This window comes from Cellulomonas sp. P5_C6 (assembly GCF_054049635.1).
Genome location: NZ_JBFULZ010000067.1, coordinates 1 through 19268, shown reverse-complemented (window position 1 = coordinate 19268; position 19268 = coordinate 1). Strand labels below are relative to the sequence as shown.

The window sequence follows — 19268 nt, the reverse complement described above, 5'->3', positions numbered from 1 at the left end:
ACAACGAGCTGCACGCTCGGCCGGACGCCGGAGTGCGAGGTGAAGTCGATGGTGGTGGTCGCCGCGTCACTCAGGGGGAAGTCCGCCGCGACGTAGCCGGCCGACTTCGACTTGGAGAGGCCGGCGTTGTCGGTACCCTCCTCGGTCCACACGTGCAGACCGTTGTCGACGTACTCGTGGTGGCCGAAGGCGCGGGACTCGCCGAAGGCCCAGCCTGCGCCGGCCTTGTCGGTCGAGTGGACGGTCGTCACGGCGAACGGCGCGGCGACCGCGGCGGGCTCGACGGGGGCGACGACCTCGGACGGCACCTCCTCGGCGACCTCCGCGGAATCCTCCGACCCCAGCTCGTCGATCGGCGCCTCGGACGCCTCGTCGGTCGACTCCTCGACGACGGGCGACTCCTCGACGGGTGCCTCCTCGACGGGTGCCTCCTCGGCCGGCTCCGCGTCGGGCTCGACGGGGGCGACCTCCTCCGGCACGGTGCCGTCGTCGATCACGACGACGTCCTGCGTGGAGCTGCCGGACAGCTCCACGGACTGGTCGCTGGCCATCGCGGGGACTGCGATGGCGCTGAGCAGCGTCGCGCTCGTGGCGATCGCGCCTATGCGGTACTTGGTGCTCTTCACGGTCGTTCCTCCCTGGGCGGGCTACGGACCCGCATGTCGCGATGCGTGCGCATCGAATATCTCCATACTGGTACACGGGTATACCGACATACAGGGACATTGGTCCCACGTCGGGTCCTCCGACTGCGCGGCCGGACCGGGCTACTGTCGGGAGTCGTCCCGTGATCCGGAGGAGCTGTCCGTGCCCCTGAGTCCGCCGAAGGAACCCCTCCGTCTCACGTCGTTGACCGACCAGCTCGTCGCGACCGTCCGCTCGGCGATCCTCACCGGAGACCTGGTCCCGGGCGAGACCCTCCGCGAGGCGGAGCTGGCCGCGACGCTGGGTGTGTCACGCACGCCGGTGCGGCAGGTGCTCCAGAGGCTCGCGGAGATCGGTCTGGTGCGCATCGACGTCGGTCGCCGCTACACGGTCGCCCCCCTCGAGCCCGAGCGCCTCCAGCAGATCGTCGTCGTGCTCGCGGAGCTGTTCGGCCTGGCCACCCGGCTGGCCGCCGAGAACCTGAGCGACGACGACAGGGACTGGCTCGCGCACGCGGGACGCGAGGCCCTCGCGGCCGGGCCTTCGGCGACGGGCGTCGTCGCCCCTGGCTTCTTCGACCTCGTGCTCGCGCGGTGCGGCAACGCCGTCCTGGTGGAGAGCGTGGATCGCTACCGGGTGCACGTCACGCGGATGCGGACGATCGTCGGCGGGGCGCCGGAGGTCGAGCAGCGACGGATGGCGGCGATCCTCGCCGAGGTGCCGCGCGGCGACGCCCATGCCCTGGGCGTGCTGGTGCGCGACGTCTTCCTCGAGCACGGGACCGAGCTCGTCGTCGCCGTGGCGGCACAGGACGCCGCCCCTCGGTAGGTCCTACAGCCGGACCACGGTCTTCCCCGTGGTCTCGCCGCGCATCATCGCGAGGAACGCGTCCACGGCGTGGTCGAGGCCGTCGACCACTGTCTCGTCGTACGCGATCTGCCCGGTGGTGAACCACTCACGCATGTCCGCCAGGAACGCCGGGTAGTGCTGGGTGTGGAACCCGACGGTGAAGCCCTTGAGGGTCAGCCCCTGCTGGATGATCCGCGCCATGTTGCGGGGCCCGGGCTGCGCCTGCTCGTCGTTGTACCCGGAGATGGCACCGCACACCGCCACGCGCCCGCCGCGCCGGAGGGTCCCGAGCGCCGCCTCGAGGTGCACCCCGCCGACGTTGTCGAAGTACACGTCGATCCCGTCCGGCGCCGCGGCCCGCAGCTGCCGGTAGATGTGCCCGTCCTTGTAGTCGAACGCCGCGTCGAACCCGTACTTCTCCTGCACCAGCGCGACCTTCTCGGCCGACCCCGCGGACCCGATCACGCGCGACGCGCCCTTGAGCCGCGCGATCTGCCCGACCATCGACCCGACGGCCCCGGCCGCCCCGGAGACGAACACGACCTCGCCGGGCTTCATCTGCGCGATCTCCAGCAGCCCGAGGTGCGCGGTGAACGCCGTCATCCCGAGCACCCCGAGGTACGCGGACAGCGGGACGCCGTCCTGGACCACGCGGAACTCGTCCGCGGAACCCTGCGCCACGTCGCGCCAACCGAGCCCGTGCGTGACCGCGGCACCCACCGGCACCTGCGACGACGTCGACTCGACCACCCGACCGACCGCGCCGCCCGTCATCGTCTCGCCGAGCGCGAACGGCGGCGTGTACGACTCCTCGTCGTTCATCCGGCCGCGCATGTACGGGTCGACGGAGAGGAACTCGTTCGCGACGCGCACCTGGTCCGGTCCGAGGTCGGGCAGCTCGACGGTGACCGTGCGGAAGTCCTCGGGGACGGGCCACCCCTGCGGCCGGCGGACGAGCTGGACCTGGGTGCTGAGCGTCATGCCCCGAGTCTGCGCCACCGACGTCCGTCCGGCGCGGTGCGCTGGTCTCGGCCCCGCCCTCGACGGCAGGCTGACCCCGTGACGATCACGGACGCCGACCTCATCCACCTGACCCGGGCCGTCGAGCTCGCGCGCGAAGCCCTCGACGACGGCGACGAGCCCTACGGCTCCGTCCTGGTCGACGCCGACGGCCGGGTCCGCTTCGAGGACCGCAACCGCGTCAAGGACGGCGACCAGACCCGCCACCCCGAGTTCGAGATCGCCCGCTGGTCGGCGAACCACCTCACACCCGAGGAGCGCGCGGCRTCGACCGTCTACACGTCSGGCGAGCACTGCCCGATGTGCGCGGCGGCCCACGCCTGGGTCGGCCTGGGCCGGATCGTCTACGTGACGTCGTCGGAGCAGACCGGCGGCTGGTTGGCGGGCTGGGGTGTCCCCGCCGCTCCGGTCGCAGCCCTCCCGATCAGCGCCGTCGCCCCGGGCATCCTCGTCGAGGGTCCCGTGCCCGGCCTCGACGACGAGGTCCGCGAGCTCCAGCGCCGCCGGTTCGGGGCCTGATCAGGGCACGTTGACCTGGTCGTCGAACCAGCCCAGCGAGTCGGTCTCAGCCACCTCCAGGACCTCCAGGTCCGGCGCCGCGAGCAGGTCGTCGACCAGCGCGCGGGTCCCGCCGACGACGGTCGAGTCGAGGTCGACCTCGGTCGCCAGGCACCACGAGCGGTCGTCGGGCCAGAGCAGGTTCGGCGTCCGGAAGCCCGGGGCGAACGGCTCGACGTCCGCGACGGCCCGACCGTCGGCGAGTGCCTCGAGGTCGCTGGGTGCGGCACGGAACAGGACGTGGGCGCGGTGCGGGAGCTCGAGCTTCGGGCCTCGCAGGACCGCCGGCGCGAGTGCGTCGGGCGCGCGACGCGGCGGGGGAGGCGTCGCGTCTGGGTCGTCGGACCACCACGCCACCACCTGCCACCCGCCGTCCCAGCCCGAGCCCTCCCAGAACGCCGCGACGAGGGCGCCGGCGGCGTGCCGCCCCAGCACCCTCGAGAGCGCGCGCAGCTCGGGCGCCGGGAGCGAGCCCTCGGCCGGATCGTCGCCGGGCCACTCGCCGTCGGCGGGCTCGTCCGACGGCCGGCCGGCGTGCACGGCCGAGCGGCCCGCCACCCGCCACGACTGGGCCGTCGGGTGCAGCACCCGCCCGGTGGTCCGGGCGACCTCGGCCCAGGAGACGGGTGCCCACGCGACGTCGAGCATCGGGTGAAGCACGCGCGCGTAGGCCTCGAAGCCCCGCGGCACCAGCGAGCCGACGGTCGCGCCGAACGGGCCGAGCCGGGGGCTCAGCCAGTCACCGACGCGCGGGTCGGACTCGTACCGGAACATGAGGTCCAGTGCACCAGAGCCGGTCCAGCGGATTGCGGGTCAGACCGACTCGCCGACCCCCGCCAGCGCCGCGAGCAGCCCCGGCCCGTGCCGCTCGAGCTTGGCGGCACCGATGCCGCTGATCCCGCCCAGCTGCTCCAGCGACGTCGGCCGCTGCGTGACGACCTCGCGCAGGGTCGCGTCGTGGAACACCACGTACGCGGGCACGCCCTGCTCCTTGGCCACGCCCGCCCGCCAGGCCCGCAGCACCTCGAACAGCTCGAGGGCGTCGTCCGACAGGTCCGCCGCGGCCGTCGGCCGGCTGGACCGCGACCCGCGCGTCCGCACGACCTTCTCGGTCTCGCGGCGCAACCGGACCTCGCGCGCTCCACGCAGGACGTCGGCGCTGTCCGGCGCCAGCCGCAGCGTCCCGTAGCCGTCGGTGTCGACGCCGAGCAGCTCCATGGCCAGCAGCTGCCGGACCACCCCGCGCCACTCGCCGTCGGAGAGGTCCTTGCCGACGCCGAACGTCGAGAGGTCCTGGTGACCGAGCTGCGTGATCCGCGGGGTCACCTTGCCGAGCAGGATGTCGACCAGGTGCCCGGCGCCGTACCGCTGCCCGCGCTGCTCGAGCCGGACGACCGTCGACAGCAGCTTCTGCGCGGCGACCGTCCCGTCCCACGACTCGGGCGGCGTGAGGCAGGTGTCGCAGTTGCCGCAGGGCTCCGAGGGCTGGCCGAAGTAGTTGAGCAGCTGCACCCGGCGGCACGAGACCGTCTCGCAGAGGGCGAGCATCGCGTCGAGGTGCGCGGTCAGCCGGCGCTTGTGGGCGGCGTCGCCCTCGGACGTGTCGATCATGCGGCGCTGCTGCACCACGTCGGCCAGCCCGTACGCGAGCCACGCGGTGGACGGCAGGCCGTCGCGGCCCGCGCGGCCGGTCTCCTGGTAGTAGCCCTCGACGGACTTCGGCAGGTCGAGGTGTGCGACGAACCGCACGTCGGGCTTGTCGATGCCCATGCCGAACGCGATGGTCGCGACCATCACGATCCCGTCCTCGCGCAGGAACGTCGACTGGTTGCGCGCCCGCACGTTCCGGTCGAGGCCCGCGTGGTACGGCAGCGCCGGCACGCCGTGGTCGACCAGGAACTGCGCGGTCTGCTCGACCGAGTTCCGCGAGAGGCAGTAGACGATCCCCGCGTCGCCCTCGTGCTCGGTGCGCAGGAGGGTGAGCAGCTGGTCGCGGGGCTTGTCCTTGGGCGCGATCCGGTACTGGATGTTGGGCCGGTCGAAGCTGGCGACGAAGTGCTTGGCGTCCCCGAGCTGCAGGCGCTGCGCGATCTCCGCGTGCGTCTGCTCGGTGGCCGTGGCGGTCAGCGCGATGCGCGGGACCTCGGGCCAGCGCTCGTGCAGCATCGACAGCTGCAGGTAGTCGGGCCGGAAGTCGTGCCCCCACTGGGACACGCAGTGCGCCTCGTCGATGGCGAACAGCGCGATCGTGCCGCGGTCCAGCAGCTCGATGGTCTCGCGCACGCGCAGGCGCTCGGGCGCCAGGTACAGCAGGTCGAGCTCGCCGGCGAGGTACGCGTCCTCGACCGTGCGCCGCTCGAACGACTGCTGCGTCGAGTTGAGGAACCCGGCGCGCACGCCCAGCGCGGACAGAGCGTCGACCTGGTCCTGCATGAGGGCGATGAGCGGCGAGACGACGACGCCCGTGCCCTGCCTGACCAGCGCGGGGACCTGGTAGCAGAGCGACTTGCCGCCGCCGGTGGGCATGAGCACCAGGGCGTCGCCGCCGCGGACCACGGTGTCGATGATCTCGGCCTGCTCGCCGCGGAAGGCGTCGTACCCCCACACGCTGTGGAGCACCTCGGCCGCGGCGGCCTGCGCCGCCTCGGGGTCGAGCACCTGGGCGACCTCGCGCGGGATGTCGGGACGCGGCGGGGGAGCGGGGCGGGCGCCGCGAGCAGGAGCGGCGGACGGTTCGTGCTCCGGCGGCGCGGCGTCGTAGTTCGGGTCGAACGGCGGCTCCTCGTCGAGAGGCCAGTCCGGCACGTCGCCACCCCACCCGTCAGTCACGCGCACACCCTACGTGCCGCCACCGACGCCCGGATCGTGCGCTCCACAGCGGCGCGCGACGGCCCGGACCGATCCGTAGGGTGTTCCCCATGGCTACCGCACTCATCACCGGCGCCAGCGCCGGGCTCGGTCTGGAGTTCGCCTGGCAGCTGGCCACGGCCAAGCACGACGTCGTCCTGGTGGCGCGCAACGAGGAGCGGCTGACCCGGCTCGCCGCGCAGCTCGAGGCCGCCGCGGGCATCCGCGCCGAGGTGCTCGTGGCCGACCTCTCCGTCCGCACCGACGTCGAGCGCGTGGCCGACCGCCTGCGCGCCACCGAACGACCGGTCGGCCTGCTGGTCAACAACGCGGGTCTCGGCCTGAACCAGCGGTTCGTCACCGGCGACCTCGCCGCGGAGGAGGCCGCGCTGGACGTCATGGTGAAGGCCGTGCTGGTCCTCTCCCACGCCGCCGCGGGCGCCATGGTGGAGCGCGGCCGCGGCGCCATCCTCAACGTCGCGTCGGTCGCCGCCCTCCTCGCGTCGGGCACGTACTCCGCGCACAAGGCGTGGGTCCGGGTGTTCACCGAGGGCCTCGCGGTCGAGCTGCGCGGCACGGGGGTCACCGCGACGGCCCTCTGCCCGGGGTTCGTGCACACCGAGTTCCACGAGCGGGGGGCGATCGACACGACCGCGTACCCGGAGATCGCCTGGCTCAACGCCGAGGACGTCGTGGCCACGGGCCTCGCCGACGTCCGCCGCGGTGCGGTCATCTCGACGCCGAGCATGCGCTACCGCACGCTGTCCGCGGTCGCTCGCATGGCCCCCCGGTCGGCGGTGCGCGCGTTCGGGCGCTACCGCCGGGCGCTGCAGGAGTCCGAGTAGCCTGACCGCCGTGAGCACCGACCTCTCCCCGACGCCCCGCGAGCAGCTGCTCGAGCTCATCAAGACCCTCGCGGTCGTGCACGGGAAGGTCACGCTGTCGTCCGGCCGTGAGGCCGACTACTACGTCGACCTGCGCCGCGTCACGCTGCACCACCGCGCCGCGCCGCTGATCGGCCACCTGCTGCTGGACCGGCTGGAGGAGGTCGGTCTCGGGACGGCGGAGATCGACGCCGTCGGCGGCCTCACGCTCGGCGCCGACCCCGTCGCCACGAGCCTGCTGCACGCCGCCGCGAGCCGCGGGCAGGATCTCGACGCGTTCGTCGTCCGCAAGGAGGCCAAGGCGCACGGCATGCAGCGGCGCATCGAGGGCCCGGACATCACGGGTCGCAAGGTCGTGATCCTCGAGGACACCTCGACCACGGGCGGCTCGCCCATCGCGGCCGTCGAGGCGGCGCGCGAGGTCGGCGCCGAGGTGCTCGGCGTCGCCGTGATCGTCGACCGGGCCACCGGGGCCCAGGCCAAGATCGAGGCGCTCGGCGTGCCGTACCACTACCTGTTCAGCCTGTCAGACCTCGGGCTCGCCTGACCGTGAACGGCGTCATCTTCGCCATCGTCGCGCTCGGCGTCGTCATCGTCGCCGTGCTCGCCTACATGATGCAGAAGAAGCGTCAGGAGGCGTTCCAGCAGTGGGCGCTGCGCAACCGCTGGACCTACGAGGCCTCGGACCCGACGCTGGTCCACCTCTCGGACGCCCAGCCGTTCGGTCAGGGCCGCGACCGGCGGGCGACCGAGGTGCTGCGCGGCGTCTTCGACGGGCACCCGGCCGTCTCGTTCACGTACACGTGGACCACGGGCGACGACAAGGACAAGTCGACCCACACAGCCCACGTGGTCGCGTTGGGGCTGCCGGCGTACCTGCCGACCGTCGAGGTGACCCGCGACGGGTTCGGCGCCAAGCTGGACAAGCTGTTCGGCGGCCAGGACATCCAGTTCGAGTCCGAGGCGTTCAACAAGGAGTTCCGCGTCAAGGCGTCCGACGCGCAGGTCGGGCACGCGATCGTGCACCCGCGCCTGATGGAGCGGCTGCTGCGCGACGGCTCGGTCACGCCGTGGCGCATCGAGGGCACGTGGATCATCTCGTGGGAGCCCGGGTCCTCAGCGCTCGAGACCATGGCGACGCGGCTCGGCCTGCTCTCCGCCGTGGTCCGCTCGATCCCGCGGCACGTGTGGCTCGACCACGGGTACGACCCCCTCGACGCTACGATCGGCTGACCTGACCGACCGCTGAGAGGCCTGCGCTGTGAGCACCGGTGTCATCGTCCTGATCGTCCTCGTCGTGATCGTCGTCATCGCGCTGATCTGGGCCGTCTCGACCTACAACGGCTTCATCCGGCTGCGGAACCTCGTGCAGGAGGCCTGGCGGCAGATCGACGTCGAGCTGCACCGCCGGCACGACCTGATCCCGAACCTCGTCGAGTCCGTCAAGGGCTACGCGGCCCACGAGAAGGGCGTGTTCGAGGAGGTCGCCCGCGCTCGGGCGGCCGCGATCGGCGCAGGGTCGGGCCCGGCCGAGCAGGCCGCCCAGGAGAACCAGCTGACCCAGGCGCTCGGCCGGCTCTTCGCCGTCGCCGAGGCGTACCCGGTGCTGCGGGCCAGCGAGAACTTCCAGCAGCTGCAGGCCGAGCTCACCAACACCGAGGACCGCATCGCCGCCGGGCGCCGGTTCTACAACGCGAACGTCCGCGAGCTGAACACCAAGGTCGAGTCGTTCCCGTCCAACGTCATCGCGGGCGCGTTCCACATCGAGCGCGCCGAGTACTTCGAGGCCGACGAGCCCAGCGTGCGCGCGGCGCCCGAGGTCAGCTTCTAGTCAGACCCGCTCGACCAGGTCCTGGACCGAGTCCAGGATCTCGGTCGGCCGGAACGGGAAGCGCTCGACGTCGGCCAGCCGCGTGGAGCCGGACAGCACCAGGAACGTGCGCAGCCCGGCCTCGATCCCGGCGACGACGTCGGTGTCCATCCGGTCGCCCACCATGACGGTGGTCTCCGAGTGGGCGTCGATGCGGTTGAGCGCGGACCGGATCATCATCGGGTTGGGCTTGCCGACGAAGTACGGCTGGCGGCCCGTCGCGGCGCTGATCATGGCGGCGACGGCCCCGGTGGCCGGCAGGTCGCCGTCGGCGGACGGGCCGGTGACGTCGGGGTTGGTGGCGATGAACCGCGCGCCGCCCTGGATCAGGCGGATGGCCTGCGTGATCGCCTCGAACGAGTAGGTCCGCGTCTCCCCGAGCACCACGAAGTCGGGCTGGGCGGCGGTCAGCGTGTAGCCGGCCTCGTACAGCGCGGTGGTCAGCCCGGCCTCGCCGATGACGTACGCCGAGCCGCCGGGCATCTGGTCGGTGAGGAACTGGGCGGTCGCGAGCGCCGAGGTCCAGATCGCGTCCTCCGGGACGTCGATGCCGGACGCCGCCAGCCGGGCGCGCAGGTCCCGCGTGGTGAAGATCGAGTTGTTGGTGAGGATGAGGAACGGCCRCTCACCGTCGCGCAGCGCCTTGACGAACTCGGCGGCGCCGGGCAGGGCCGTGCCCTCGTGCACCAGCACGCCATCCATGTCCGACAGCCACGACCGGATCTCCCGCGGGCCGTGATGGGTCACGCGCCGAACGCCTTGCGCTCGACCTCGTCGCGCTCCGCCTGCTCGTCGTACCGCTCGTCACGGCCCTCGTCGGCGGGGAGCCCGGCCTTCGCGCGGCGGCGCTTGCGCCACACCTCGACCAGCACCGGTGCCACCGAGATGAACACGACGAGGACCAGCAGCACCTCGATGTTGTTCTTGATGAAGGAGATGTTGCCCAGCAGGTACCCGAGCATCGTCACGCCGCCGGCCCAGAGCACGACGCCGATCGCGTTGAAGAGCGCGAAGTGCCGGTACGGCATCTTGCCGACGCCTGCCGCGACGGAGGCGTACGTCCGCACGAACGGGATGAACTGCGCCACGATCAGCGTCCGGCCGCCGTAGCGGTCGAAGTACGCGTACGTCTGGTCGATGTACTTCTGCTTGAAGAACCGCGAGTCCGGCTTGCTGAACACCTTCGGCCCGAGCTTGCGGCCGATCAGGTAGCCCGTCTGCGTCCCCGCGTAGGCCGTGACGATCATCAGCGCGCACAGGCCCCAGATGTTGATGTTGACCTGGAGGTTCTCCTGGGCGACGAGGGCACCCGCGGTGAACAGCAGCGAGTCGCCGGGCAGGATGGGGAACAGCAGGCCGACCTCGATGAAGACGATCGCCATGATGCCGAGGAGCACCCACGCCCCGAACGAGTCGATCAGGTGCTGCGGGTCGAGGAAGTCGGGGCCCAGGGCTCCCAGGGTTCCGGCGGCCGGGAGGACGGTCGTCATCAGCATGGCGCTCAGCCTACGGGCCGGAAAGTTAAGGGCTGCTGAGGAAYCTGTGCGCGAGGTGAGCAGACCCTGCGCGGCGCCGTGCTGAACAATGGCGCCGTGCGGGCCACCGTGAAGGACGTCGCAGCCCGCGCGGGCGTGTCGCCCAAGACCGTCTCCAACGTCATCAACGGCGTGGTCTTCGTGCGCCCGGAKACCCGCGAACGGGTGGAGCGCGCCCTCGCGGAGCTCGACTACGTGCCCAACCTGGGCGCCCGGGGGCTGCGCAACGGCCGGTACGGGCTGATCGCGCTCGCCCTGCCGGACCTGTCGACGGCGTACTCGGCCGAGCTCGCGCACCACTTCGTCGAGGAGGGCCACGCGCGAGGCTGGTCGGTGCAGATCGAGGAGACGGCCGCCGAGCCCGAGCGCGAGCGCGCGCTGCTGTCCCGGGCGCGGTCGCACCTGGTCGACGGGCTGGTGCTCAACCCCGTCTCGCTCGAGGACTCGGTGGTCCCGGTGGTCGCCGGCCCGCTGCCGCCGACGGTGCTCATCGGCGAGGTGCTGCAGGACCGCGCCGACCACGTCGGCGTGGACAGCGTGCGGGCGGCGCAGGACATGACCGAGCACCTGTTGGCGACGGGTCGGCGGCGCATCGCGGTCGTCGGGCCGCCCGGACCGGTCGAGACGGCGGCCGCGCGGCAGCGCACCGAGGGGTACCGGCTGGCGCTCGCGGCCGCCGGCGTCGCCCACGACCCGTCGCTCGAGATCCCGACGACCGTCTGGACCATGGTCGAGGCGGTCGGCGCGACGCGAGCCTTCCTGGACTCGCACGCCCTGCCCGACGCGTTCTTCTGCTTCACGGACTCCATGGCGTTCGGGGTGCTCAGCGTCCTGTGGGAGCGGGGGCTGCGGGTGCCGCAGGACGTCGCGGTGGCGGGTTTCGACGACATCGGGGGAGCCAGGTTCGCGGTCCCTCCTCTGACGACCGTGGCGTTCGACCTGCGCGGCTACACCACGACCGCGCTCGACCTGCTCAGCGACCGCATCGACGACCCCACCCGTGCCGCGCGACAGGTCGTCGTCCCGCACCGCGTGGTGGTCCGCGCCAGCACGGGCTGAGGTCACGACACGTCTGACTGGTGTCGCCCGATCTGTTGCGCATCCATTCCAACGATGTAATGCTACGAACCGGGCACGGCAAGGACGCCGACCTGCACCGGAAGTTGTGTCTCACGAAGGAGTGAGGGCATGGCACTGCACCATCGGCCGCGCACGCTCGCGGCACCCCCGCCCCCCTCGGGCATCACCCGGCGGCAGATGCTCGTCGGCTCCCTGGCCGCCGTCGGTGGCCTCGCCGCGGTGGGCAGCCTGGCCGGCTGCGCGCCCGGCGCCTCGGCCGCCGACGGCGTCCGCGAGCTCGCCTTCTGGCACCTGCTCAGCGGCGGCGACGGCATCAACATGGCCGGCCTGGTCGACGACGTCAACGCGCTGGACCACGGGTACGAGGCCACCCAGACAGTGCTGGCCTGGGGGGCGCCGTACTACACCAAGCTCGCCATGGCGAGCGTCGGCGGACGCGCGCCCGACACGGCGATCATGCACGCCTCACGCGTGGCCGGATACGCGCCGGGCGGGCTGCTGGACCCCTGGGACCTCGACCTGCTGGCCGAGAACGGCGTGCACGAGTCCGACTTCCTCGACCGGGTCTGGGCCAAGGGCGGGCTGAACGGCAAGCAGTACTCGATCGCCCTCGACTCGCACCCGTTCATCATGATGTACAACCTCGACGTGGCCGAGCAGGCCGGGGTCCTCGGCAGCGACGGGCAGCTCGCGCCGATCGACAGCCCGGACCAGTTCCTCGAGGTCGCCCGGGCCATGCAGGCCGTGACCGGCAAGCACGGGCTGTCCTACGGGTACCTCGGCGACGGCGCCCAGATGTGGCGGCTGTTCTACACGCTGTACAAGCAGCACGGCGCCGACTTCGACCTGTCCGGCCCGCGGGCCGAGGTCGACCAGGACGCCGCGGTCTCGTCGCTCGAGTTCGTCCAGCAGCTGCTGGACGGCACGATCTGCACCCCCAGCGGCGACTACGGCACGGCCGTCTCCGAGTTCATGTCGGGGGAGAGCGGCATGTTCTTCACCGGCGTCTGGGAGCTGCCGACCGCCAAGAACGCCGGCATCAACTTCGACGCCCAGCCGATCCCGACCCTCTTCGGCACGCCGGCGGCGTACGCCGACTCGCACGCGTTCACGCTCCCGCACCAGTCGAGCCCGAACGCGGACCAGCGGCGGGCGACCTACCGGTTCGTGGCGGACATCCTCACGAACTCCCTCGCGTGGGCCGAGGCCGGGCACATCCCGGCGTTCCAGCCCGTCGTGAAGAGCGCCGAGTACCAGGCGCTCCTGCCGCAGGCGCACTACGCCCCGGCCGCGGAGATCCTCAACTACGACCCCGAGGCGTGGTTCACCGGGTCCGGCAGCGACTTCCAGAACTACTTCCTCGAGACCGTGCAGGGCGTCTACCTGGACGGATCCGACGCGGCCGAGGGCTTCAACGCCTTCGTCCGACGCGTCAACGTCCAGCTCTCCAAGCCGAACCCCGTCTGACCGGAAGGAGTCGAACATGTCCACGGCAGCCCTCAGCGTCGCCGCCGGCACGCGCGCAGGCTCGGAGCAGGTCCGGGCCGGCGAGCGCTCGGCCCGCAACCGGAACAACCGGATCGGCTGGGCGTTCGTCGCGCCCTTCGTCGTCGTCTTCGCGATGTTCCTCATCTGGCCGCTGATCCACGGCTTCTACCTCAGCTTCACCGGCGAGAGCATCACGGGCGCGAACGGCGAGCTCATCGGCTTCGCGAACTACGCCGAGGCGCTGCGGGATCCGATCATGTGGCGCTCGTTGCTCAACACCCTGTGGTTCACGGTGCTGTCGACGATCCCGCTCGTCATCGTGGCGCTGGCTCTCGCGCTGCTCGTGCACCAGGGGCTGCCCGGCCAATGGCTGTGGCGGCTCTCGTTCTTCATGCCGTTCCTGCTGGCGTCCACCGTCGCGGCGCAGTTCTGGATCTGGATGTACAACCCCCAGCTCGGGCTCGTGAACTACCTGCTGGGCTTCGTCGGCGTCGATCCGGTGGCATGGCTGCAGGACCCGACCTGGGCGATGTTCGCGGTGGTCGTCATGACGACCTGGTGGACCGTGGGGTTCAACTTCCTGCTCTACCTGACCGCGCTGCAGAACATCCCGGAGCAGCAGTACGAGGCCTCCGCCCTCGACGGCGCCGGCCGGTGGCGGCAGCTGCGCTCGATCACCGTCCCGCAGCTGGGCCCCACCACGGTGCTCATCGTGATGCTGCAGATCCTGGCCTCGCTCAAGGTGTTCGACCAGATCTACGTCATGACGAACGGCGGCCCCGCCGGCGTCACGCGGCCGGTCGTCATGTACATCTTCGAGACGGGCTTCACCGGCTACCGGTTCGGGTACGCGTCGGCCATCGCGTACATCTTCTTCGCCCTCATCGTCATCATTTCCGTCGGACAGGTCCGGCTGACGTCCCGCAGGAGCGCCTGATGACCGCCATCGCCACCGAGCCCACCACCCAGCCCGTCGCCCACCACCCCCGCGGCCGGTTCGCCGAACGCGCGGGCCTGCGCATCGGTGAGCGCTTCGCCAGCCCCGGCCGCATCGGGGCGCTCGTCGCCCTCGTGGTGCTCGCCCTGCTCTGGCTCCTGCCGTTCCTGTGGGCCCTCGTCACCTCGTTCAAGTCCGAGACGGACGCGGCGGCGACACCCGTGTCGTTCTTCCCGAAGAGCGGCTTCACCACCGACGCGTACTCGAACGTGCTGAGCCAGGGGAACATCCCGCTCTGGACCTGGAACAGCCTGCTGACGGCCACGGCGGTCACGCTCATCACGCTCGTGGTGTCGGCGCTGGCCGCCTACGGCTTCTCGCGGCTGGACTTCGCCGGCCGGCGCTGGCTGTTCTGGGGGATGATCGCGTCGATCATCATCCCGCCGCAGGTGCTCATCGTCCCGCTGTTCTACGAGATGCTCACGCTCAACCTCGTCGACACCTACTGGGCGATCATCCTGCCGCAGGTGGTCGCGCCGGCGATGGTGTTCATCCTCAAGAAGTTCTTCGACCAGGTGCCGATCGAGCTCGAGGACGCCGCCCGGATCGACGGTGCCGGACGCCTGCGGGTGTTCTGGTCGATCGTGCTGCCCCTGTCGCGGCCCATCCTCGCGGCCGTCGCGATCTTCGTGTTCATCGCGGCGTGGAACAACTTCCTGTGGCCGTTCATCGCCACGAGCGACTCGTCGCTCATGACGCTGCCCGTGGGGCTGCAGACCGTGAAGAGCGCCTACGGCCTGCAGTACGCGCAGGTCATGGCGTCGGCCGTGCTGGCGGCGATCCCGCTGGTCGTCGTCTTCCTCTTCTTCCAGCGCCAGATCATCCGCGGGTTCGCCACCACCGGCTTCGGCGGTCAGTAGCACCCCCTCGTCACAGAGATGCAAGGAGACCCATGTCCCGCGCACGCGTCACGCTCGACCGCGACTTCGTCGTCGGCGAGGTCCCCCGACGGATCTTCGGGTCGTTCGTCGAGCACATGGGCCGGTGCGTCTACACCGGCATCTACGAGCCCGGTCACGCCACGGCCGACGAGCAGGGCTTCCGCCGCGACGTGCTCGACCTGGTCAAGGAGCTGGGCGCCACGGTGATCCGGTACCCCGGCGGCAACTTCGTCTCGGGGTACGCCTGGGAGGACGGGGTCGGCCCGGACCGGCCCCGCCGCCTCGACGGCGCCTGGCACACCGTCGAGTCCAACGCGTTCGGSCTGCACGAGTTCRTSGACTGGTCCCGGGTGGCCGGSGTCGAGGTCATGGAGGCMGTKAACCTGGGCACCCGCGGSGTCGAGGAGGCSCGCGCGCTGGTCGAGTACGCCAACCACCCCGGCGGCACCGAGCTGTCCGACCGGCGGCGCAAGAACGGCCACGAGGACCCGTTCGACATCCGCCTGTGGTGCCTGGGCAACGAGATGGACGGCCCGTGGCAGATGGGCGCCAAGACCGCCGACGAGTACGGCCGGCTCGCGGTCGAGGCGGCCAAGGCCATGCGGCTGGTGGACCCGCGCATCGAGCTGGTCGCCTGCGGCTCGTCGAGCTCGGCGATGCCGACGTTCGGCGCGTGGGAGCAGACCGTGCTCGGGCACACCTACGACGAGGTCGACTACGTCTCGCTGCACGCCTACTACCAGGAGCTCGACGGCGACCACGCGAGCTTCCTGGCCAGCGCCGTCGACATGGACTACTTCATCGAGTCCGTCGTCTCCACGGCCGACGCCGTGCGCGCCCGCGGCAAGCACAAGAAGCACATCGATCTCTCGTTCGACGAGTGGAACGTCTGGTACCAGTCCGGCCGGGACACCGAGGACCAGCCGCACGTCATCGAGAAGGCCGGCGTCTGGAAGGAGCACCCGCGGATCATCGAGGACGAGTACTCGGTCACCGACGCCGTCGTCGTCGGCACCCTGCTCAACTCGCTGCTGCGCCACGGCGACCGCGTGAAGATCGCCAACCAGGCGCAGCTGGTCAACGTCATCGCGCCGATCCGCTCCGAGGAGGGCGGACCCGCGTGGCGGCAGTCGATCTTCTGGCCGTTCGCGCGCACGGCGGCCCTCGCCCGCGGGGTGGTCCTGCGGGCGGCCGTCACGTCAGACCGGTACGACACCTCGAGGTTCGACGCCGTCGACCTTGTCGACGTCTCCGCCACCTGGGACGAGGAGCACGGCCGGGTCGCCCTGTTCCTGGCGCACCGGGGTCTCGACGAGGACGCCGAGGTCACGGTCGACCTGCGCGGCTGGGCGACGGGCCGGGTCACGCGCGCCGAGGTGCTGACCGTGCCGGACGGCGGCGACCGGCACACCTCGAACTCGCAGGAGGCCCAGGACCGGGTGGGCCTCGTCCCGCTCGACGGCGTGGGTGCCGACGACGGCAGCGTGAGCCTGCGGCTGCCGCCCCTGAGCTGGGCCGTCGTGGAGCTGGAGGTCACGCCGGCCTGAGCTGCGGTTACCGTGGCGCCCGTGGACGAGGAGCGCGCGGAGGTCGGGGTCGGCCCGTGGACGGGCGAGTGGCCCGTCAGCGACCGGTACGACCCCGTGCTGCTGGCGGAGGGCGACCGCCGCAACGTCGTCGACCGCTACCGGTACTGGTCCCTCGAGGCGATCGTCGCCGACCTGGACACCCGCCGGCACCCGTTCCACGTCGCCATCGAGAACTGGGCCCACGACATGAACATCGGCTCGGTGGTCCGCACCGCCAACGCGTTCCTGGCGGCCGAGGTGCACATCGTCGGCAACCGCCGCTGGAACCGCCGCGGCGCCATGGTGACCGACCGCTACCAGCACGTCCGCCACCACCCGACCGTCGAGGACCTGCTGGCGTGGGCGTCGGCCGAGGGCATCCCCGTGCTCGGCGTCGACAACCTGCCCGGCTCCGTGGCGCTCGAGGGGTACCCGCTCCCGCGCGCGTGCGTGCTGCTGTTCGGCCAGGAGTCGGTCGGGCTCTCGGACGCCGCGCGCGACGCCGTCGTCGACGTCCTGCACATCGCGCAGTTCGGCTCGACCCGCTCGATCAACGCGGGCGCGGCCGCGGCGATCGCGATGCACGCGTGGATCTCGCAGCACGCTGTCCAGGGGTAGAACGTCCCGGACGGTGCCTCGCACAGGCGTGCCAGAATCTTCCTGATACCCCTCCCACAACCCGCAGGAGATGCTGCAGATGGCCATCGCCACCCCCGAGGTGTACGCCGAGATGATCGACCGGGCGAAGGCGGGCAAGTTCGCCTACCCGGCCGTGAACGTCACCTCGTCCCAGAGTGTCACCGCCGCCCTGCAGGGCTTCGCCGAGGCAGAGTCCGACGGCATCATCCAGGTCTCCGTCGGCGGCGCCGAGTACGCGTCCGGCGCGACCGTCAAGGACCGCGTCGCCGGCTCGCTCGCGCTCGCGGCGTACGCGGCCGAGGTGGCCAAGGGCTACCCGATCACCGTCGCGCTGCACACCGACCACTGCGCCAAGCAGAACCTCGAGTCCTGGGTGCGGCCGCTGCTCGCGCTCGAGATCGAGCAGGTCAAGGCCGGCAAGCTCCCCACGTTCCAGTCGCACATGTGGGACGGCTCGTCCGTGCCGCTCGACGAGAACCTGCTGATCGCCGAGGAGCTCCTCGAGCTCTCCGTCGCCGCCCGCACGATCCTCGAGATCGAGGTCGGCGTGGTCGGTGGCGAGGAGGACGGCCACACGGCCGAGATCAACGACAAGCTGTACACGACCGTCGAGGACGGCCTGGCCACGGTCAAGGCGCTCGGTGCGGGCGAGAGGGGCCGCTACCTGACGGCCCTCACGTTCGGCAACGTGCACGGCGTCTACAAGCCGGGTGCGGTCAAGCTGCGCCCGTCGATCCTCGCGGACATCCAGAAGGCCGTCGGCGACGCCATCGGCAAGGCGAACCCGTTCGACCTCGTCTTCCACGGCGGCTCCGGCTCGACCGAGGCCGAGATCTCCGAGGCCGTCGACAACGGCGTCATCAAGATGAACATCGACACGGACACGCAGTACGCGTTCAGCCGTCCGGTGGCGGACCACTTCTTCCGCAACTACGACGGCGTGCTCAAGGTCGACGGCGAGGTGGGCAACAAGAAGGCCTACGACCCGCGCGCCTGGGGCAAGCTGGCCGAGGCGGGCATGGCGCAGCGCCTCGTCGAGGCCGCCCAGCAGCTCCGCTCGGCGGGGCACACGCTCGGCGCCTGAGTCCTGGCACACGAAAGGCCCCGTCCGACCGGACGGGGCCTTTCGTCGTCTGTGCTCAGCTCTGGCTGTCGCCCACCGGCTGGAACTGCGACTCGTCACCGTCGACGACGTCGAGCAGCTCGCCGATGCGCGTGACCTCGAGCAGGAACCGCACGGTCGGCGGTACGCGCAGGAGGCGGACCCGGTGCTGCGACCGGATGGACAGGCGCGCCAGGAAGGCGACCCCCGAGGAGTCCATGAACGTGACGTGGTGGGCGTCGACCTCGATGGGCAGACCCACCTGCTCGGCCTCTGCCGTCGCCTCCTGGAGCTCCGCGCCGAGGTCGGCGTCGACCTCGCCCGAGAGCACGATGCGCGTGGCGTCCGTGCCCACGATGACGTGGACGGCACCGGGCTCGCCGACGATCCCCGTGCCCTGGTCGCCCTGCGAGACGTCCGCAGGCCCGTCGGGGATCGTGCTGTTACCGTCGCGCACGGCGCTCCTTTCGCTGACATCCACTCAGGGCGAGTGCCGGATTCTCGACGACTTCCCTGTTCGGCACGCTAGACGATCGGAGGTGGTAGCGGTCAACTCCCACGCTGCCCCTTTTCCCGATCACGATCTCGTCGACGTGCGCGACCGCGCCCTGCGGGCCACGTCCGTGCCGATCGCCCTGCTGGATGCGATCGAGCCCGGTCTGCCCGTCGTGTGGGTGAACGACGCATTCGAGAGGGTCACAGGGTACGGCCTGGACGAGGCCCGGCGGCGACAGTCCGACGTCCTGGCCGACACCGCCCTCCAGACGCCCGACCTCGCGCCGCTGCAGGAGGCGCTCCGGACGCAGCAACCGGTCGCGCACACGCTGATGCTGCGCCGGGCCGACGGGTCCCGGTTCGCCTGCCGCGCGCACCTGTCCCCGGTGCTGGAGGACGGGCGTCTCACGCACTGGGTCGCCGCGCTGCAGGACCTCACGGAGCAGATCTCGCACGACGCGGAGCAGGCCGCGCTGGTGGAGGCCGAGCGGCGCGAGCGGCGCAGCCTCGGGCTCATCGCGCAGGTGTCGGACCTGCTCATGGACGTCGACGAGCCGCACGCCCTGCGCGAGATCGCGACGATGCTGCGGCGGTCCGTCGTCGGCTGGGCCGCGTTCTACCTCAACGACGGCGGCCTGCGGGCGGCGGACGGCATCGACGGGTCGCACCCGCCGACCGGCAAGGGCGCCCGGCACGGCGAGKGGCCCGCGGTCCGGGACGTGCGCCCGGACGCGGTCCAGGAGCTGCTCGACGGTGAGCGCGACCGTGCGCCCGGACGCGGTCCAGGAGCTGCTCGACGGTGAGCGCGAC

At 71.5% G+C, this 19268-nt stretch carries 20 protein-coding genes and 1 pseudogene; 14 read left to right on the top strand and 7 right to left on the bottom strand.

The features are described 5' to 3' along the window. A pseudogene (locus tag ACXJKG_RS09975) lies at positions 1-626 on the bottom strand (hypothetical protein); the annotation flags it as partial. Positions 627-807: 181 nt separating this feature from the next. On the opposite strand from ACXJKG_RS09975, the gene ACXJKG_RS09970 reads away from it, so the two are divergent. Next, a complete protein-coding gene (locus tag ACXJKG_RS09970) occupies positions 808-1473 on the top strand; it encodes a GntR family transcriptional regulator (RefSeq protein ID WP_456845609.1) in 666 nt (221 codons plus the stop codon). A 3-nt stretch (positions 1474-1476) separates the two neighbouring features. Here the strand turns inward: ACXJKG_RS09970 and ACXJKG_RS09965 are convergent, their stop codons facing one another. Next, positions 1477-2475: an NADP-dependent oxidoreductase gene (locus ACXJKG_RS09965; RefSeq protein ID WP_456845608.1), complete on the bottom strand. Its 999-nt coding sequence runs from the start codon at positions 2473-2475 to the stop codon at positions 1477-1479. 78 nt (positions 2476-2553) lie between these two features. Between ACXJKG_RS09965 and ACXJKG_RS09960 the strand changes: the two genes are divergently transcribed. Further along, on the top strand, positions 2554-3033 hold the full coding sequence (locus tag ACXJKG_RS09960; protein ID WP_456845607.1) for a nucleoside deaminase: 480 nt from the start codon (positions 2554-2556) through the stop codon (positions 3031-3033). Here ACXJKG_RS09960 and ACXJKG_RS09955 read toward each other — a convergent pair whose 3' ends face one another. After that, a complete protein-coding gene (locus ACXJKG_RS09955; RefSeq protein WP_456845606.1) occupies positions 3034-3846 on the bottom strand; it encodes a hypothetical protein in 813 nt (270 codons plus the stop codon). It abuts the gene before it with no gap. 39 nt (positions 3847-3885) lie between these two features. Further along, positions 3886-5901, bottom strand: a complete 2016-nt coding sequence (gene recQ, locus ACXJKG_RS09950) for a DNA helicase RecQ (RefSeq protein ID WP_456845605.1) — start codon at positions 5899-5901, stop codon at positions 3886-3888. An 89-nt stretch (positions 5902-5990) separates the two neighbouring features. Here recQ and ACXJKG_RS09945 point away from each other — a divergent pair, with 89 nt between their 5' ends. Genes ACXJKG_RS09945 through ACXJKG_RS09930 form a run of 4 tightly spaced genes read left to right on the top strand, consistent with a single transcriptional unit; the run spans position 5991 to position 8634 of the window. Continuing rightward, the gene (locus tag ACXJKG_RS09945; protein ID WP_456845604.1) at positions 5991-6764 is read left to right on the top strand and encodes an SDR family NAD(P)-dependent oxidoreductase; all 774 of its coding nucleotides are present in this window, start codon (positions 5991-5993) and stop codon (positions 6762-6764) included. Between the two features lie 10 nt (positions 6765-6774). Continuing rightward, positions 6775-7350: an orotate phosphoribosyltransferase gene (gene pyrE, locus ACXJKG_RS09940; RefSeq protein WP_456845603.1), complete on the top strand. Its 576-nt coding sequence runs from the start codon at positions 6775-6777 to the stop codon at positions 7348-7350. A gap of 2 nt (positions 7351-7352) precedes the next feature. Further along, positions 7353-8036 carry a DUF3137 domain-containing protein gene (locus ACXJKG_RS09935; protein WP_456845602.1) on the top strand — a complete coding sequence of 228 codons (684 nt, stop codon included), beginning with the start codon at positions 7353-7355 and terminating at the stop codon, positions 8034-8036. A 28-nt stretch (positions 8037-8064) separates the two neighbouring features. Continuing rightward, entirely contained in the window at positions 8065-8634 is a 570-nt protein-coding gene (locus ACXJKG_RS09930; protein WP_456845601.1) for a LemA family protein, read from the top strand. Here the strand turns inward: ACXJKG_RS09930 and ACXJKG_RS09925 are convergent, their stop codons facing one another. After that, positions 8635-9375: an HAD-IIA family hydrolase gene (locus tag ACXJKG_RS09925; protein ID WP_456845610.1), complete on the bottom strand. Its 741-nt coding sequence runs from the start codon at positions 9373-9375 to the stop codon at positions 8635-8637. 41 nt (positions 9376-9416) lie between these two features. Then, positions 9417-10169 carry a VTT domain-containing protein gene (locus ACXJKG_RS09920; protein WP_456845600.1) on the bottom strand — a complete coding sequence of 251 codons (753 nt, stop codon included), beginning with the start codon at positions 10167-10169 and terminating at the stop codon, positions 9417-9419. A gap of 96 nt (positions 10170-10265) precedes the next feature. Between ACXJKG_RS09920 and ACXJKG_RS09915 the strand changes: the two genes are divergently transcribed. The 7 genes from ACXJKG_RS09915 (at position 10266) to fbaA (ending at position 17945) form a co-directional block, all read left to right on the top strand. Then, positions 10266-11267: a LacI family DNA-binding transcriptional regulator gene (locus ACXJKG_RS09915; RefSeq protein WP_456845599.1), complete on the top strand. Its 1002-nt coding sequence runs from the start codon at positions 10266-10268 to the stop codon at positions 11265-11267. A 129-nt stretch (positions 11268-11396) separates the two neighbouring features. Further along, the gene (locus tag ACXJKG_RS09910; RefSeq protein ID WP_456845598.1) at positions 11397-12755 is read left to right on the top strand and encodes an extracellular solute-binding protein; all 1359 of its coding nucleotides are present in this window, start codon (positions 11397-11399) and stop codon (positions 12753-12755) included. A 16-nt stretch (positions 12756-12771) separates the two neighbouring features. After that, a complete protein-coding gene (locus ACXJKG_RS09905) occupies positions 12772-13713 on the top strand; it encodes a carbohydrate ABC transporter permease (protein WP_456845597.1) in 942 nt (313 codons plus the stop codon). Continuing rightward, entirely contained in the window at positions 13713-14633 is a 921-nt protein-coding gene (locus ACXJKG_RS09900) for a carbohydrate ABC transporter permease (protein WP_456845596.1), read from the top strand. The genes ACXJKG_RS09905 and ACXJKG_RS09900 overlap by 1 nt, the downstream gene beginning before the upstream one ends. Positions 14634-14665: 32 nt before the next feature. Beyond that, on the top strand, positions 14666-16201 hold the full coding sequence (gene arfA / locus ACXJKG_RS09895) for an arabinosylfuranosidase ArfA (protein WP_456845595.1): 1536 nt from the start codon (positions 14666-14668) through the stop codon (positions 16199-16201). Between the two features lie 21 nt (positions 16202-16222). Next, entirely contained in the window at positions 16223-16840 is a 618-nt protein-coding gene (locus ACXJKG_RS09890) for a TrmH family RNA methyltransferase (RefSeq protein ID WP_456845594.1), read from the top strand. Positions 16841-16919: 79 nt separating this feature from the next. After that, a complete protein-coding gene (fbaA, locus tag ACXJKG_RS09885) occupies positions 16920-17945 on the top strand; it encodes a class II fructose-bisphosphate aldolase (RefSeq protein ID WP_456845593.1) in 1026 nt (341 codons plus the stop codon). 55 nt (positions 17946-18000) lie between these two features. Here the strand turns inward: fbaA and ACXJKG_RS09880 are convergent, their stop codons facing one another. Then, positions 18001-18420, bottom strand: a complete 420-nt coding sequence (locus ACXJKG_RS09880) for an STAS domain-containing protein (RefSeq protein ID WP_456845592.1) — start codon at positions 18418-18420, stop codon at positions 18001-18003. 136 nt (positions 18421-18556) lie between these two features. On the opposite strand from ACXJKG_RS09880, the gene ACXJKG_RS09875 reads away from it, so the two are divergent. Next, positions 18557-19261, top strand: coding sequence for a PAS domain-containing protein (locus ACXJKG_RS09875; RefSeq protein ID WP_456845591.1), 705 nt, complete (start codon positions 18557-18559; stop codon positions 19259-19261). The last annotated feature ends 7 nt before the right edge of the window (positions 19262-19268 follow it).